The organism is Denitratisoma sp. agr-D3 (assembly GCF_054658675.1).
In genome coordinates this window covers 206,923-220,978 of record NZ_BAAGIA010000004.1, presented here as the reverse complement: position 1 = coordinate 220,978, position 14,056 = coordinate 206,923, and the positions used below count along the sequence as shown (strand labels likewise).

The 14,056-nt window shown below is 63.0% G+C and carries 12 protein-coding genes, 1 pseudogene and 1 riboswitch; of the genes and pseudogenes, 4 read left to right on the top strand and 9 right to left on the bottom strand.

The window, feature by feature from the left end:
• Positions 1–2 precede the first annotated feature (2 nt).
• The 3 genes from carA to ACYQ2U_RS12895 all read right to left on the bottom strand — a co-directional run bounded on the left by carA (position 3) and on the right by ACYQ2U_RS12895 (position 2,575).
• On the bottom strand, positions 3–1,136 hold the full coding sequence (gene carA, locus ACYQ2U_RS12905) for a glutamine-hydrolyzing carbamoyl-phosphate synthase small subunit (RefSeq protein WP_459950786.1): 1,134 nt from the start codon (positions 1,134–1,136) through the stop codon (positions 3–5).
• Positions 1,137–1,297: 161 nt separating this feature from the next.
• A complete protein-coding gene (dapB, locus tag ACYQ2U_RS12900; protein ID WP_459950785.1) occupies positions 1,298–2,104 on the bottom strand; it encodes a 4-hydroxy-tetrahydrodipicolinate reductase in 807 nt (268 codons plus the stop codon).
• Positions 2,105–2,134: 30 nt separating this feature from the next.
• Positions 2,135–2,575, bottom strand: a complete 441-nt coding sequence (locus ACYQ2U_RS12895; RefSeq protein WP_459950784.1) for an outer membrane protein assembly factor BamE — start codon at positions 2,573–2,575, stop codon at positions 2,135–2,137.
• Between the two features lie 99 nt (positions 2,576–2,674).
• Here ACYQ2U_RS12895 and fur point away from each other — a divergent pair.
• Together fur and ACYQ2U_RS12885 are read left to right on the top strand one after the other, a co-directional pair.
• A pseudogene (gene fur / locus ACYQ2U_RS12890) lies at positions 2,675–3,103 on the top strand (ferric iron uptake transcriptional regulator); the annotation flags it as partial.
• Positions 3,104–3,240: 137 nt separating this feature from the next.
• A riboswitch (yybP-ykoY riboswitch) is annotated at positions 3,241–3,396 on the top strand.
• 23 nt (positions 3,397–3,419) lie between these two features.
• Positions 3,420–3,992 carry a TMEM165/GDT1 family protein gene (locus tag ACYQ2U_RS12885; RefSeq protein ID WP_459950783.1) on the top strand — a complete coding sequence of 191 codons (573 nt, stop codon included), beginning with the start codon at positions 3,420–3,422 and terminating at the stop codon, positions 3,990–3,992.
• Between the two features lie 30 nt (positions 3,993–4,022).
• Here the strand turns inward: ACYQ2U_RS12885 and recN are convergent, their stop codons facing one another.
• The 3 genes from recN to ACYQ2U_RS12870 form a co-directional block, all read right to left on the bottom strand.
• The gene (gene recN, locus ACYQ2U_RS12880; RefSeq protein ID WP_459950782.1) at positions 4,023–5,675 is read right to left on the bottom strand and encodes a DNA repair protein RecN; all 1,653 of its coding nucleotides are present in this window, start codon (positions 5,673–5,675) and stop codon (positions 4,023–4,025) included.
• A gap of 12 nt (positions 5,676–5,687) precedes the next feature.
• Complete coding sequence (locus ACYQ2U_RS12875) at positions 5,688–6,590, bottom strand: NAD(+)/NADH kinase (RefSeq protein ID WP_459950781.1); 903 nt, start codon at positions 6,588–6,590, stop codon at positions 5,688–5,690.
• Positions 6,591–6,741: 151 nt separating this feature from the next.
• Positions 6,742–7,890 carry a JmjC domain-containing protein gene (locus tag ACYQ2U_RS12870; RefSeq protein WP_459950780.1) on the bottom strand — a complete coding sequence of 383 codons (1,149 nt, stop codon included), beginning with the start codon at positions 7,888–7,890 and terminating at the stop codon, positions 6,742–6,744.
• 45 nt (positions 7,891–7,935) lie between these two features.
• On the opposite strand from ACYQ2U_RS12870, the gene rlmD reads away from it, so the two are divergent.
• Both rlmD and ACYQ2U_RS12860 read left to right on the top strand, forming a co-directional pair.
• A complete protein-coding gene (gene rlmD, locus ACYQ2U_RS12865; RefSeq protein ID WP_459950779.1) occupies positions 7,936–9,267 on the top strand; it encodes a 23S rRNA (uracil(1939)-C(5))-methyltransferase RlmD in 1,332 nt (443 codons plus the stop codon).
• A 350-nt stretch (positions 9,268–9,617) separates the two neighbouring features.
• Positions 9,618–10,091, top strand: a complete 474-nt coding sequence (locus ACYQ2U_RS12860; RefSeq protein WP_459950778.1) for a Crp/Fnr family transcriptional regulator — start codon at positions 9,618–9,620, stop codon at positions 10,089–10,091.
• Positions 10,092–10,230: 139 nt separating this feature from the next.
• On the opposite strand, the gene ACYQ2U_RS12855 is transcribed toward ACYQ2U_RS12860, so the two are convergent.
• From ACYQ2U_RS12855 to ACYQ2U_RS12845, 3 genes are all read right to left on the bottom strand, one after another.
• Positions 10,231–11,310, bottom strand: coding sequence for an alpha/beta fold hydrolase (locus ACYQ2U_RS12855; RefSeq protein WP_459950777.1), 1,080 nt, complete (start codon positions 11,308–11,310; stop codon positions 10,231–10,233).
• Positions 11,311–11,570: 260 nt separating this feature from the next.
• Positions 11,571–12,260 carry a Bax inhibitor-1/YccA family protein gene (locus ACYQ2U_RS12850; RefSeq protein ID WP_459950776.1) on the bottom strand — a complete coding sequence of 230 codons (690 nt, stop codon included), beginning with the start codon at positions 12,258–12,260 and terminating at the stop codon, positions 11,571–11,573.
• A 161-nt stretch (positions 12,261–12,421) separates the two neighbouring features.
• On the bottom strand, positions 12,422–13,933 hold the full coding sequence (locus tag ACYQ2U_RS12845) for a DNA recombination protein RmuC (protein WP_459950775.1): 1,512 nt from the start codon (positions 13,931–13,933) through the stop codon (positions 12,422–12,424).
• Positions 13,934–14,056 lie beyond the last annotated feature (123 nt).

Genomic DNA, 14,056 nt, shown 5'->3' with positions numbered 1-14,056 from the left:
TGTTATCGCGCCTCTGCAATCATTTTGATGAAACGGTCGAACAGGTAGGCCACATCGTGGGGGCCGGGGCTGGCTTCCGGGTGGCCCTGGAAACAGAGGGCGGGCCGGTCGTTCCAGGCCATGCCTTGCAGGCTGCCGTCGAACAGGGAAACGTGGGTCACCCGCACGTTGGCCGGCAAGGTGGCGGGATCCACCGCGAAACCGTGGTTCTGGCTGGTGATCATCACCTGGCCGGATTCCAGGTCCTTGACCGGATGGTTGGCGCCGTGGTGGCCGAACTTCATTTTCAGGGTCTTGCCGCCAGCGGCCAGGCCCATGAGCTGGTGGCCCAAGCAGATGCCGAAGGTGGGCAGCTTCTTGTCCAGCAACTCGCGGATGGCGGCGATTGCGTAATCACAGGGTTCGGGGTCGCCGGGGCCATTGGACAGGAACACGCCATCGGGATTCAGGGCCAATACTTCGCTGGCGGGGGTCTTGGCCGGTACCACGGTCAGCTTGCAGCCGCGCTCGGCCAGCATGCGCAGAATGTTGCGCTTGACGCCGAAGTCGTAGGCCACCACGTGATACTTGGGATTTTCCTGGGTCACATAGCCCTTGCCCAGCTTCCATTCTCCCTCGGTCCAGGGATAGGGCTTGGCGGTGGTGACTACCTGGGCCAGATCCATGCCTGCCAAGCCGGGGAAACCCTTGGCCTGGGCGATGGCGGCGGCTTCGTCGATGTTGTCACCCGTGACCAGGCAACCGGCCTGGGCGCCCTTCTCCCGCAGGATGCGGGTCAGCTTGCGGGTGTCGATGTCGGCGATGGCGACAACGTTCTGGGCCTTGAGATAGGCGTCCAGGGTCTGGGTGGAGCGGAAGTTGGAAGCCAGCAGGGGCAGATCGCGGATCACCAAACCGGCGGCATAGACCTTGTCGGCTTCGCCGTCCTCGTCGTTGATGCCGTAGTTGCCGATGTGGGGATAGGTCAGGGTGACGATCTGGCGGGTATAGGAAGGATCGGTGAGGATTTCCTGATAACCGCAGATGGCGGTGTTGAACACCACCTCGCCGACGCTGGAGCCGACAGCCCCTATGCCCTTCCCTCTAAAAACCGTCCCGTCGGCAAGTGCAAGGATGGCGGGCGGGAATTGAGGCACGATGAGGCTCCTGTCGGTATTTGGCGTATGGGGAAACCGAGGACGGAATCAACTTGCATGCACAATTTTTGCGCGAAATTCTGCCCGTCCCGGCAAACCGGCAAATTATAGCCCGAGGAGCCCTTGCTGGGCAATGCCATGCACCGCTTTGGCGCGGTTTTTTATTTCAATCCCAGCACGTCCTGCATGTCGAACAGGCCGCAAGCCTTGCCCCGCATGTAGCGGGCGGCCCGCAGGGAGCCGAGGGCATATGACATTCGGCTGGCGGACTTATGGGTGATTTCGATGCGTTCGCCGGTACCCGCGAAAAGCACCGTATGGTCGCCGACAATATCCCCACCGCGAATGGTGGAAAAACCGATCTGGCTGGCCGGGCGCTCGCCGGTATGGCCCTCGCGGCCATAAACGGCGTCCTCCTCCAGGGTCCGGCCCAGGGCGGCGGCCACGATCTCGCCCATGCGCAGGGCGGTGCCGGAAGGTGCATCCACCTTGTGGCGGTGATGGGCCTCGATCACTTCCACGTCGTAGCCTTCGTTGAGAATCCGGGCAGCCACGTCCAGCAGCTTGAACACGGCATTGACGCCGACGGCCATGTTGGGGGCGAAAACGATGGGGATTTCCTTGGCGGCGGCCTCGATCTGCTTTTTGCCCTCGGCGCTAAAACCGGTGGTGCCGATGACCAGGGCCACCTTGTGCTTGCGGCAGGCCTCAAGGTGAATCAAGGTGCCTTCGGGACGGGTGAAGTCGATCAGGCAATCAGCCTTGGCCAGCCCTGCGTCCAAATCGGTGCTGATGGCGACACCGCAAGGGGTACCGATCAGTTCACCAGCATCCTTGCCGATGAAAGGGCTGCCTTCCTGGTCGATGGCGGCCACCAGTTCGGCATCCTCGGCCTTCAGAACGGCCTCGATCAAGGTACGGCCCATACGGCCGGAACTGCCCACCAGGGCAAAACGAATCTTGCTCATGTAATTTCCGAAAAGAAGCGGGAAGAAGGACTACTTGGCCGCGGGCGCCGGTGCGGTGATGTCGATCACCTGGGCGGCCGGCACGGGGTTGACCGCCAGGTCGGCGGCATTGCCGGCCATCACGTCGCCACCGACGCGGGTCAGCTTGCCGTCGGTGAAAAAGACCACCAGGCGGCGGGTTTGCACCTGCTGGCTGCTACCGGGCTGAAAACGGTACAGATAGTCCCAACGGTTGCCACCGTGAAAGGCATCCACGATCAAGGGGGAGCCGAGGATGAACCGCACCTGCTCCTGGCTCTGCCCCGGTTTCAACTGGGCCACCATGTCCTGGGTGATGTAGTTGCCCTGATTGACGTCGATACGGTAGGGCGACAGGTAGTCGGTCACTTTCATGTCCGACCACTTGGTGCTGGAACAGGCCGCCAACACGGGCAGGAGAAGGAGGAGGCTTTGCCGAAGGAGTGGCCGCATGGGAATCCTGAAAGGTAAAACGGAAATTTTTCCGAAGCAGCGGAAAACTATATCATAGCGGGCTGAGAACCCTGCCCTGCGCACAAGCGAGCACATTCCATGGCCACCAACCCCAACGCCCAAAGCCTCAAGAGCACCGGCCTCAAAGCCACCTATCCCCGTTTGCGCATCCTCGAACTGTTCCAAAAAGGCGAGGACCGGCACATGACGGCAGAGGACGTTTATCTGCACTTGATGAACGAGGGCATGGATATCGGCCTGGCCACGGTTTATCGGGTATTGACCCAATTCGAACAGGCCGGCTTGGTGGAACGCCACTTTTTCGAATCGGGCAAGGCGGTTTTCGAACTGAACGAGGGCAAGCACCACGACCACCTGGTCTGCCTGCAATGCGGCCGGGTTGAAGAGTTCTACGACGCCGAAATCGAACGGCGGCAAAATGAAATCGCCGCCGAGCGGGGTTTCGAGGTCAAGGAACACGCCCTCTACCTCTACGTGGATTGCAAGAAGCCCAACTGCCACGGTCAGGAAGAATGTCCCCTCAAGGGGAACTGCCAGCACCTCAACGGCGCTGGCGAGTGCCCGCCTCATTGTCCCGAGGTGACCCGCAAGCATCATCCCTGATGCTCCCCCACCCCGCTTCGGGGGCTGCTTCCGTTAGAATGCGCCCCGTCATCGGGGAGTAGCCTCCCCCCAGTCGAGGGGGAAACACATCAACAGACTTGGCTTGCGCCATGGTGTGTTTGGCCACAATGGTTTGGCGAGACCGCTGACGCAGGGCGCCATCAAGGTTGGGCGGGTGCTTTGCGTCATCGGTCAGTACCGCCCGACCCTCAGGAATCCCATGGAAGCCCTCATCACCTCATCCCTCCTCGTCGCCCTCGCGGAAATCGGCGACAAGACCCAATTGCTTTCCTTCGTCCTTGCTGCCCGCCTGCGCAAGCCCTGGCCCATCGTGGCCGGTATCTTCGTGGCGACGGTGCTCAACCACGCCCTGGCCGGCTCGGTCGGCGTTTGGTTGTCCGGCTTCGTCGCCGTCGATTGGCTACCTTGGATCACCGGCGCGGTGTTCGTGGCTTTCGGTTTGTGGACCCTGCATCCCGATTCACTGGACGACGACCCCAAGCTGCACAAGGCCGGCGCCTTCGTCACCACCTTGATCGCTTTCTTCATCGCCGAAATGGGAGACAAGACCCAACTGGCCACGGTGGCCCTGGCCGCCCGTTTTCAGGGCGAATTGCTGGCAGTAGTGATGGGAACGACCGTGGGCATGATGCTGGCCAACGTGCCCGCCGTGATCATCGGCGAGAAACTGGCCCAGCGCCTGCCCCTCAAACTGATCCGCTGGGTTGCTGCCGGGGTGTTCATCGCCACCGGTGCCCTTACCATGGCCGGCGCGGCTGGCGTTGCCCAATAAACGACGGCGCGCAGTCCTTCCCGCGGCTGGTTACAGCCCGAGCATTTCCCTGGCGTGCTGGCGGGTGGTGTCGGTGATCCTGACGCCGCCCAGCATGCGGGCGATTTCCTCCACCCGGCCCAGCTCATCAAGGCAACTCACCTTGCTGAAGGTCTGACCCTCGCGGCTTTCCTTGGCGATGGACCATTGCCAATGGGCCTGGCTGGCCACCTGGGGCAAATGGGTGACGCACAGCACCTGCCGGCTGCCGCCCAATTGCTTGAGCAGCTTGCCGACAATCTCGGCCACGCCGCCGCCGATACCCACGTCCACCTCGTCGAAAATCAAGGTCGGCACGTCGCCGGCCTGGCTGGCGATGACCTGGATGGCCAGGCCGATGCGGGACAGTTCCCCGCCGGAAGCCACCTTGGCCAGGGAGCGCAGCCCTTGGCCCGCATTGGCGGCCACGCGGAATTCGATGCTTTCCAGGCCGTAGCCCGCGCCCCCTTCCACTGGCAACAGGGCGATTTCGAACTGGCCACCGGCCATGGCCAGTTGCTGCATGGCTTCGGTCACCTGGCGGGAGAGCTTAGCCGCGGCCTCGGCCCGGCCCTGGGACAATTTTTCTGCCTTCGCCAGGTAATTCTTGTGGGCTTCGGCCTCCTTTTCGGCCAAGGCGCCCGGGTCCGCCGTCAGGCGTAACTCCTCCAGCCGCGAGCCAAGCCGCGCCAACAGGTCCGGCAACTCCTCAGGGCTGACCCGGTGTTTGCGCGCCATGGTGGTCACGGCCTCGATGCGGGCCTCCAATTCCTCCAGGCGCGCCGGATCCAACTCCAGGCGCTGGCGGTAGCGGGCCAATTCATGGGCGGCTTCCCCCAGCTGGATGCGGGCGCCTTCGATCAACTCCACCGGTTCCTTGAGGCTCGGATCCACCTCCACCAAGTCCCGCAGGCGGCCCAATACCAGGTCGATGGCGGTGGTGGCGGACACCTCGCCGGAGTCCAAAGCCTCCACCGCGGCATCGGCACCCGCCATCAGGCTGGCGGCGTGGGACAACCGGCTATGCTCCTGGTTGTCCTCCGACCACTGGGTCGGCTCGAAAGCCAGGATCGCCAATTCCTTGACCTGCCATTCCAGCAGTTCCCGTTCCTTGCTGCCGGCCTCGGCATCCCGCTCCGCGTTCTCGCGGGCTTCCTTCAGGCGTTGCCAGAGACGGAAGGCCTCGCCCACTTCCTTGCTCAGGGCCCCCAGCCCGGCATGGGTGTCCAATAATTGGCGCTGGGCATCGGCCCGCAACAGGGAATGGTGGGCATGCTGGCCATGGATGTCCGCCAACCAGTCGGAGGCTTCCTTCAGTTGAGTCAGGGTCGCCGCCGCGCCGTTGATATAGGCGCGGGAACGGCCGCCGGCATCGATCACCCGGCGCAGCAGACAAACACCCTCGTCCTCGAAGTCATTGTCCTTGAGCCATTGGTGCAAGGGGCTGGCCGCTGCCAATTCGAACTCCGCCGCCACCTCGGCCTTGTCCCTGCCGGACCGCACCACGCCGGCATCGGCCCGCTCGCCCATGGCCAGGGACAGGGCGTCGATCAGAATGGACTTGCCCGCCCCGGTCTCGCCGGTCAAGGCGCCAAAACCGGTGTCGAACTCCAGCTCAAGCTTGTCGACAATGACGAAATCGCGAATGAACAGGCGTCGCAGCATGGCTTATCCGGGTCAAGAACGCTTCGGGGTGGCGCTCCACTGGAGCTTTTCCCGCAACATGGCGAAATAGCTGTAGCCGGGCGGGTGCAGGAAAACGATATTCTGGCTGGCGCGGCGGATGACCAGCCTGTCCTCGGCACGGGCGTCGCAATGGTCCTGTCCGTCGAAGTGCAGCAGGGCATCGTGGGGATGGAGCAGCTTGAGTTCGATGGTGCTGTTGGCGCTGACGCTGATCGGCCGATAGGACAGGCCATGGGGACAGAGGGGCACGATGGCGATGCCCTGCACCGCCGGGTGCAGGATAGGACCGTTGGCGGACAAGGCGTAGGCGGTGGAGCCGGTGGGCGTCGCCACGATCATGCCGTCGGCCCGCAGCACGTAGATGAACTCGCCGTCCAGGTGCAGTTCGAACTCGATCATGCGACCCGCGTCGCCCTTGGACAGCACCACGTCGTTGAGGGCCAGGTTGGTGGCGACGGTCTTGCCATCGCGGACCAGGTCGGCCTGGAACATGAAGCGCTCTTCCCGGTGGAACTTGCCGGCCAGCAGGTCGGCCATGCCCGACAGCATCTGGTCCCGGGACAAATCCGTCATGAAACCGAGCCGCCCCTGGTTGACCCCGAGCAGGGGCACGCCGCTGGCAGCCAGGTTGCGGGCAGCATTGAGGAAGGTGCCATCGCCGCCGACGACGATCGCCACGTCGACAGCGACGCAACGGCTGGCGATGGCGGTGTAGGAAACCGTGGGATAGTCCTTGAGACCGGTGGCGGCGGCGGTGCCCTCCTCCACCCGGACATCCACGCCTTGCTTGAACAGGAAATCCGCCAGGGCGACCAGGGATTCAGCCACGTCCGGGCTACGGAATTTGCCGATCAGGGCGGCGCTGCGAAGGACAAAAGGGGGTGTAGAAGACATGGGCCGATTTAACCACAAAAGCCCCCCGGCATAGGCCGGAGAAGAGCCCGGGAAGCGGCTTTACGCGATGCCAAGGCAGCCCGGGGCGGCACCACGGCCGCCTCGGGCCCCATGCCGCAGGGGCTGCCGGTCCCGGGCAAAGCGACGCCTTTCAGCGCAGATGAATGAAGCCGTCGCAATACCAGCCATACAACTGCCGGGCCAGGGCGGCATCCACCGCCGTCAGGCAGCGGTCGTCGGCCAGGGCCTGCAAGGCGGAACGATCCGCCGCCTCGACGCCCTCCACGGTCTCGCCGTTCAAGTAGAACTGCTTGCCGGCAAACAGCAATTGGGTTCGCGCATCGAGGCGCAAGCCCTTTTTCACGGCGGCAGCCACGAACCTGGCTTCGCTCAAAGGGTTTTCGGGTGGGTCGAAGAAGACGTGGGGCTTGGGCTCGGTCAGGTGTTCGCCGAGAAAGTCCCGCACCAGTCCCTTGTCCCAACGGATTTTGGCCAGCATGTCCGCCACCTGGTCCACCATCTCGGCGGTGATTTCTCCCGGGTGCTTGGCCGGCTTGAGCCCGGGATCGGCGTAACGGCCGGCGAGACAGAGCTTGTCCTGGAGGAAGCCGAGGAAACCTTCCGCCAGTTCCTGGGCCGGCGCGGTGCGGAAACCCACGGAATAGGTCATGCACTCCCCCACCGCGATGCCGTCGTGGGCGTACTGGGGGGGCAGATAAAGCATGTCGCCGGGGTTGAGCACCCACTCCTTGCTGGGCTTGAAGTGCTTTAGGATGCGGATCGGCAAGCCATCCACCAGGGTCTGGTCCTTGTTGGCGCCAATGCGCCAATGGCGCTGGCCGATGCCCTGCAACAGGAAAACGTCGTAGTTGTCGAAGTGGGGACCGACACCGCCGCCATCGCTGGCCCAACTCACCATCACGTCATCGAGGCGGGCATGGGGAATGAAGTTGAACCGCTGCATCAGGGCCTCGGCGCCGGGCAGGATCAGGTTGAGTCCTTGCACCAGCACGGTCCAGGGATGCTTGCGAGGCTTCAGATCCTTGGCCGCAAAGGGTCCGCGGCGCAGGTCCCAGTCGCCGCCTTCACGGCTTACCAGGCGGGATTCCACGTCATCGCGGCGCGCGGCGGCGAACATCTCGTCCCGGCTCAGCAGGCCGGTAAAGCCCGGCACGGCGTTGCGGATCAAGAGGGGTTTCTTTTGCCAGTATTCCGCCAGGAACTGCTTGGGGGAAAGGCCACCGAGCAGGGCCAACGGTTCGTTGTGCCGGGAGGCGGAGGATGTGCGGTTTGGTTTCATCGTCCCATTATAATTGCGCCCCTTTGCCCTCCCCGCTCAATTTCCATGCGTGCCCAGAAACCGCGCCTCACTCCCGGCGAAGCCCCCGTCCTGATCGAATCCCTGGACCATGAAGGCCGCGGCATCGCCCACGCAAACGGCAAGGTCATTTTCATCGAAGATGCCCTACCCGGGGAATGGGTGGAGTACAGCAGCCATCACCGCAAACCCAGCTACGAGCAGGCGGTGGCGACCCGCATTCTCAAAACCTCCAGCCTGCGGGTGGCACCGAAGTGCCCCCACTTCGGCACCTGCGGCGGATGCAGCATGCAGCACCTGCACCCAGCGGCCCAGACCGCCGTCAAGCAGCGCATCCTGGAAGACGCCCTGTGGCACATCGGCAAGCTCAAGCCCGAGGTGCTCTATCCGCCCATCACCAGTGCCACCTGGGGCTACCGCCAGCGGGCCCGACTCTCGGTGCGTTTCGTCGAGAAAAAGGGCGGCGTGCTGGTGGGCTTCCACGAACGGCGCAGTTCCTACGTGGCGGTGATGGACACCTGCCCCGTGTTGCCCCCCGCCATTTCCGACCTGCTGCCACCCCTCAAGCAGCTGGTGGCGCAGATGGACGCCCGCCAACGCCTGCCCCAGATCGAAGTCGCCGTAGGCGATGGCCAGAAGGTCCTGGTGCTGCGCAATCTGGAACCCCTGAGTGACCGGGACGCAAGCTTGCTGCGGGACTTCGCCGACCGGCACGACATCGTCTGGTACCTGCAACCCAAGGGACCGGCCACGGCCCACCTATTCCACCCGATGGACACGCCGCCCCTGGCCTATTCCCTGCCGGAATTCGGCCTCCAGTTGCGCTTCTCGCCCACTGAATTTACCCAGGTGAACCACGGCGTGAACAAGCTGTTGGTCCGTCGCGCCATGGCGCTGTTGCAGCCCCAGCCCGGTGAGCGCATCGCCGACATGTTCTGCGGCCTGGGCAATTTCACCCTGCCCATCGCCCGCAGCGGTGCCACCGTGGTGGGGGTGGAGGGCAGCAAGGAACTGGTGGAGCGGGCGCGGGCCAATGCCATCCTCAACGGCCTGGAAGACCGCTGCGAATACGGCGTTGCCAACCTATTCGAAGCCACCCCGGAAAGCCTGGCGGCCCTGGGCCACTTCGACAAGATGCTGATCGACCCGCCCCGGGATGGCGCCGCCGAACTGGTCAAGTCCTTCGGTGCCGATGCGCCCAAGCGCATCGTTTACGTGTCCTGCAAGCCATCCACCCTGGCCCGGGACGCTGCCATCCTGATCCACGAAAAAGGCTACCGCCTCAAGGGCGCCGGCATCGCCAACATGTTCCCCCACACCTCCCACGTGGAATCCATCGCCCTGTTCGAACGGGATTAGCACAAGGGAAAACCCGCCCAAGCCTGCATTCCAGCCTATTCATCGGCATCCCCGGGGATAGGCCATAAGTAAGAAAATCATCCCCCGGGTTCCGGCTGTCTGCCAGCCTGAAGCCAGCCAAGGGCATCATTGCGTGCTTGTCCGCAACCACCGATAACGGGCGCATAACCCGTCCCGAACCGGATCCAGGCCAAGATTCGGCCGAAGAAATGTCGACGGCATTACAATAAAGCCCATTCGCATTTGCGTCTGCGCCCGCAGACGCCCGCGGCGTTCAAAAAACAGTCTTTGTATTGCCCTTATCGGCGTTCACGATGAACTCCGCATGACAAGGGAACCGGAGGTCATCAGTGTCGGCAGAAATTCTGGATTTACTTCCTCAATTGGATTTTTTCAGCGCTTACCCCAAGAAAAGCCTAGAAATCATTTCGAAATACCTCACGCGCAGCACGATGAACAAGAATGCCGTCATCTTCAGCGAGGGTGACGCGGGGAATTTCATGCTGTTCATCGTTGATGGGCAGGTGGCCGTCTACAAAAACAGCGAGAACGGCGCCAAGCCGCTGTTGACCTACGCCAGCAAGGGACTTGCCGTCGGCGAAATGGCCTTGATTGAAGGCTCGGCCAGATCGGCGACCTGCATTGCGGAGCGGCGTTGCGACATTCTGGTCATGACCGACGAGGCCTTTCAGTCTCTTGCCTCGGATGATCCCACCGTGGCTTTCCAATTTGCCATGGGTCTTGCCACGCTCATTTCCCGTCGCCTGCGGCACGCATCCGGGGAATTGGCAGACTTCGTCATCGCGGCGCACATGTCCCACTAAGAGGGCGACTAAGGGCCAGCCCGAACGCCGGCCCATCGGGGCCGCCGCCCCTCCACCACCCATGGCGCCAGCGGCGCCCTGCTCCAGCGTTTCCCTATGGCCTCCTTGCGTCAAGGAAGCCATCTCCTCGGGCCTGCGCCTATTGGGACAAGTGATGAATGATGTGGTCCGCCACTTCCCGCCACTTGCTGCTGGAAATCACAGCATGGCCGGCATCCTCGATCATGATCGGATCGGTTTCATAGGAACGGGCCGTGGCGGTCACCACGTCGGCGGGAATGATGCGGTCGCGGCTACCGCCGATCACCTGCACGTCGGCCGTGATGTTGTCGGGATTGACGTAGGCCGGCTTGCCCTCCGCGGCGTGGATGGCGATCATCTTGCCGAGGGGGTCGCCCATGTGCTCCAGCACCGGCTGCAAAGTGCCCGGCAGCAGGCCCCAGGGCGGCACCGACGTCACCAACGACGCCTTCTCGATGTCACCGTTGCGCTCCAACACCCGTTGGGACAGGAAGCCGCCCATGGAATGGCCGACGATGACCTTGGGCTTGACCTCCAGGTGCCGCAACACCGCATGAACGTCCTCTTCGTAGCCGCGCAGGGTAACGTCGTCGCGGCTTTCGCTGCCACCGTGCCCCCGCAGGGAAAGCGCGCTGGCGCTGTAGCCATGGCGGGCAAAGTACGGCAGGAAGTTCTCCCGCCATTGCCAGCCGTCACCGGCCACGCCGTGAATGAACAGGATGTGGTCGCGGGGATCGACGAGGTCCGTATGGAACACCTCGATGCCGTCGATCACCTCCTGGCGGCAGGCCTCCGCCGGATCGGGATCGGCCAGCTTGATGGAGCACGCCGTTTCCTCGCTGTCCTGCTCGAAGATGGTGGTCAGGCCGCGACAAAGGGACGCCATGCGGCTATTGCGCCGCAGGTACTGCACATGCAGCATGGTCAGCTTGCGGCGTTGGGCCTGCTGCAAGGCCTGGTCGAACAGCACCCGACCGACGCCCTTGCCCTGGCAAAACCCATCCACGCTGATGCCCAACTCCCCGATCGGATGTCGGTCACGCTGGTAAACGGCAACGTGAACCACGCCGATCAGCAGTTCCCGGTAATGGGCGCCGATGACCACATCGCGGTTGAAATTGATGCTGTCGGTGTAATGATCCAAGCCCTTCGGCGTGACCTCAAAGCCGAAGCGGGTGAACCGGTCCTCGGACGTCATGGCGTCGAGGTGCTCTCTGATGGCGGGGCGAGCGTTTGCTTGGAGCCGCCTTAATTGAACTTCCATGGCCTCTCCTTGTTATTTGTGCAATGCACAATTGTTAGTGTAGTGATCTCCTCGGGAAAGGCAAGGCTATTGGCGGGGTAGGTAGGCAATATTTTGCTGCGTAGCAACAAAAATCACAAAACGCGCCGTCCGCCAGCACCACAAACAAAACGGCCACCCTTGGGTGGCCGTTGGGGGATGAAGCGAGGGTCCGTTTAGTCGCGGTCGCCGCCGATCACGCCCAGGATTTGCAGCAGGCTGGTGAAGATGTTGTAGATGTCCAGATACACGGCCAGAGTGGCACTGACGTAGCTGGTTTCGCCGCCCTTCACGATACGGTCGATGTCGAACAGGATAAAGCCGGAGAACACGGCGATAGCCACCACGGAAATGGCCAGGGACAGGGCTGGCAGGTGCAGGAAGATGTTGGCTAGGGCCGCCACCAGGATCAGCACGGCGCCCGCCATGAGGAAGGTGCCCATCTTGCTGAAGTCGCGCTTGCCAGTGGAAGCGATGCCGGCCAGGGTGAAGAAGATGGCGCCGGTGCCGCCTGCCGCCATGGCAATCAATTGGCCGCCGTTGCGGAAGTGCAAGGTGTAGGCCAACAGGGGGCCAAGCATCAGGCCCATAAAGAAGGTGAAGCCAAGCAGCAGGACCACGCCGGTACCGCTGTTGCGATTCTTTTCGATGGCGTAGATCAGGCCCCAACTCACGGCCAGGAAGATCACCGTGGACATGATGGGACTACCCACCATGAGGGACACGCCGAACATGGTGCCGAGGATGGCGCCGATGACGGTGGGGATCATGGACAGGCCCAACAGCGCGTAGGTGTTGCGCAGGACGCGGTGCTGCTGGCCGGCGTAGGTACCGGATGTCTGATAGGTCTGGATGTCGATGGACATGGTTGGGGAACCTCCTTGAGTTATTGCATCAGCAACAAATATGGCGAACGGCATTGTAGACACAAACCAGGGCAAAAAAGTTGCACGCCCGCAGCCGAGCAAATGGGGCTTTATCCCGGTTTTTCAAGGGCTTCATCCGTCCCGAACGGCCTACGGCTGCCCTACTCGTCCTCGCCGGCCAGTTCCACCAGGCCGTTGGGCAGGTTTTTGGCCGGTTTCACGCCCAGTTGCTTGAGCATTTCCGCTTGGCGGATCACGTTGCCGCGACCACCGGCCAGCTTGTTGTAGGCGCCGTCGTAATCCTTCTGCGCCTGTTTGAGCCGGTTGCCCAGGGACTCCAGGTCCTCGACGAAGCCCACCAGCTTGTCGTACAGCTCGGCGCCCCGCTTGGCGATGTCCTGGGCGTTGCGGTTCTGGGCCTCCTGACGCCACAGGTGGGCCACGGTGCGCACCACGAAGAGCAGGGTGGACGGGCTCACCAGCAGCACGTTCTTCTGCCAGGCGTCCATGAACAGATCCTTGTCCTGGGTCACCGCCACCATGAAGGCCGGCTCGATGGGGATGAACATCAGCACGAAGTCCAGGGACTGGATGCCGTAGAGGTCCTGGTAGTTGCGTTCCGACAGGCCACGGATGTGGCTGCGCACCGACTCCAGATGCCGTTTCAGGGCTGCCTGACGATCGCCCTCTTCCTCCGCCGAGGCGTAGTCATCGTAGGCGGTCAGGGTCACCTTGGCATCCACTACCAGATGGCGCTCTTCCGGCAGGTGGATCACCACGTCGGGCTGGGCGCGGCTGCCGTCCTCCCGGGTATGGCTTTCCTGCACGTCGTATTCCTCGCCCTTGCGCAGACCCGAGGCTTCCAGCACCCGCTCCAGGATCAGTTCGCCCCAGTTACCCTGGGCCTTGCTCGACCCCTTGAGGGCCCGGGTCAGGTTCTTGGCGTCCTGGCTCAGGGCGTTGTTCAGTTCCATCAACTGGCGCACCTGCTCGGCCAGGGCTGTGCGGTCCTTGCCTTCCTTGACGTACACCTCTTCCACCTTGCCCTGGAACTCGGTGAGCTTGGTCTTCAAGGGCTCCAACAGGGTGCCCAGATTGGCCTGGTTCTGCTCGGTAAAGCGCTTGGCCTTTTCTTCCAGGATGTCGTTGGCCAGGGTCTTGAACTGGTTGGAGAGTTCTTCCCTGGCGCTGCGCAGCAGGGCCAGTTTTTCCTCCGATTGCTGTTTCTCGGCCTCGAAACGGGCATTGAGTTCGGCCAGCTCGGCCTTGAGCCGGCTCACCTGGGTCTCGGCCTGTTCCCGTTGGGCCCGTTCCCCCTGGTTGCCCGCTTCCAGCTCCGCCAGCCGGGCCTGGGTGGTCCGCAGCGACTGGGCCTTTTCCGCCTCCGAGGTGGACAGGCGCAGTACTTCCTGCCGGTCCGCCTCCTGCTGGGCTTGCAACTGGCCGATCTGGCCTTGTAGTTGATGGCTGGCCGCCTGGGCCTGGGCACGGTCCTCTTCCAGGGCGCGTACCCGCTCCGTGGCCCGGGCCAGATCGATGGACACGGCCGCCCGCCCCTGCTCCTGGGCATCGGCGATCCGTCCCTTGAGCAGCAGCCAGGCGCCGACACCCCCCAGACCAAGGCCGACGAATCCCGCCAATACGCTAACTATCTGACCATCCATGCTTTTCATTTTCGAGGGCAATCAAGGCCGACATTATGCCTAGGCTTTGCCCGTGACGACGATGACGCCGGCGCCTTGCACCGCGCTGCCGCTTGCTGCATAGTGCGCCCCCTTTGTTTCATCTCCCGGAAA

Bases quoted from the DNA above. Each gene is read 5' to 3' on its own strand.
- dapB (WP_459950785.1), bottom strand. From the start codon at position 2,104: ATGAGCAAGATTCGTTTTGCCCTGGTGGGCAGTTCCGGCCGTATGGGC.
- ACYQ2U_RS12895 (WP_459950784.1), bottom strand. From the start codon at position 2,575: ATGCGGCCACTCCTTCGGCAAAGCCTCCTCCTTCTCCTGCCCGTGTTG.
- ACYQ2U_RS12885 (WP_459950783.1), top strand. From the start codon at position 3,420: ATGGAAGCCCTCATCACCTCATCCCTCCTCGTCGCCCTCGCGGAAATC.
- recN (WP_459950782.1), bottom strand. From the start codon at position 5,675: ATGCTGCGACGCCTGTTCATTCGCGATTTCGTCATTGTCGACAAGCTT.
- ACYQ2U_RS12875 (WP_459950781.1), bottom strand. From the start codon at position 6,590: ATGTCTTCTACACCCCCTTTTGTCCTTCGCAGCGCCGCCCTGATCGGC.
- ACYQ2U_RS12870 (WP_459950780.1), bottom strand. From the start codon at position 7,890: ATGAAACCAAACCGCACATCCTCCGCCTCCCGGCACAACGAACCGTTG.
- rlmD (WP_459950779.1), top strand. From the start codon at position 7,936: ATGCGTGCCCAGAAACCGCGCCTCACTCCCGGCGAAGCCCCCGTCCTG.
- ACYQ2U_RS12855 (WP_459950777.1), bottom strand. From the start codon at position 11,310: ATGACGTCCGAGGACCGGTTCACCCGCTTCGGCTTTGAGGTCACGCCG.
- ACYQ2U_RS12850 (WP_459950776.1), bottom strand. From the start codon at position 12,260: ATGTCCATCGACATCCAGACCTATCAGACATCCGGTACCTACGCCGGC.
- ACYQ2U_RS12845 (WP_459950775.1), bottom strand. From the start codon at position 13,933: ATGAAAAGCATGGATGGTCAGATAGTTAGCGTATTGGCGGGATTCGTC.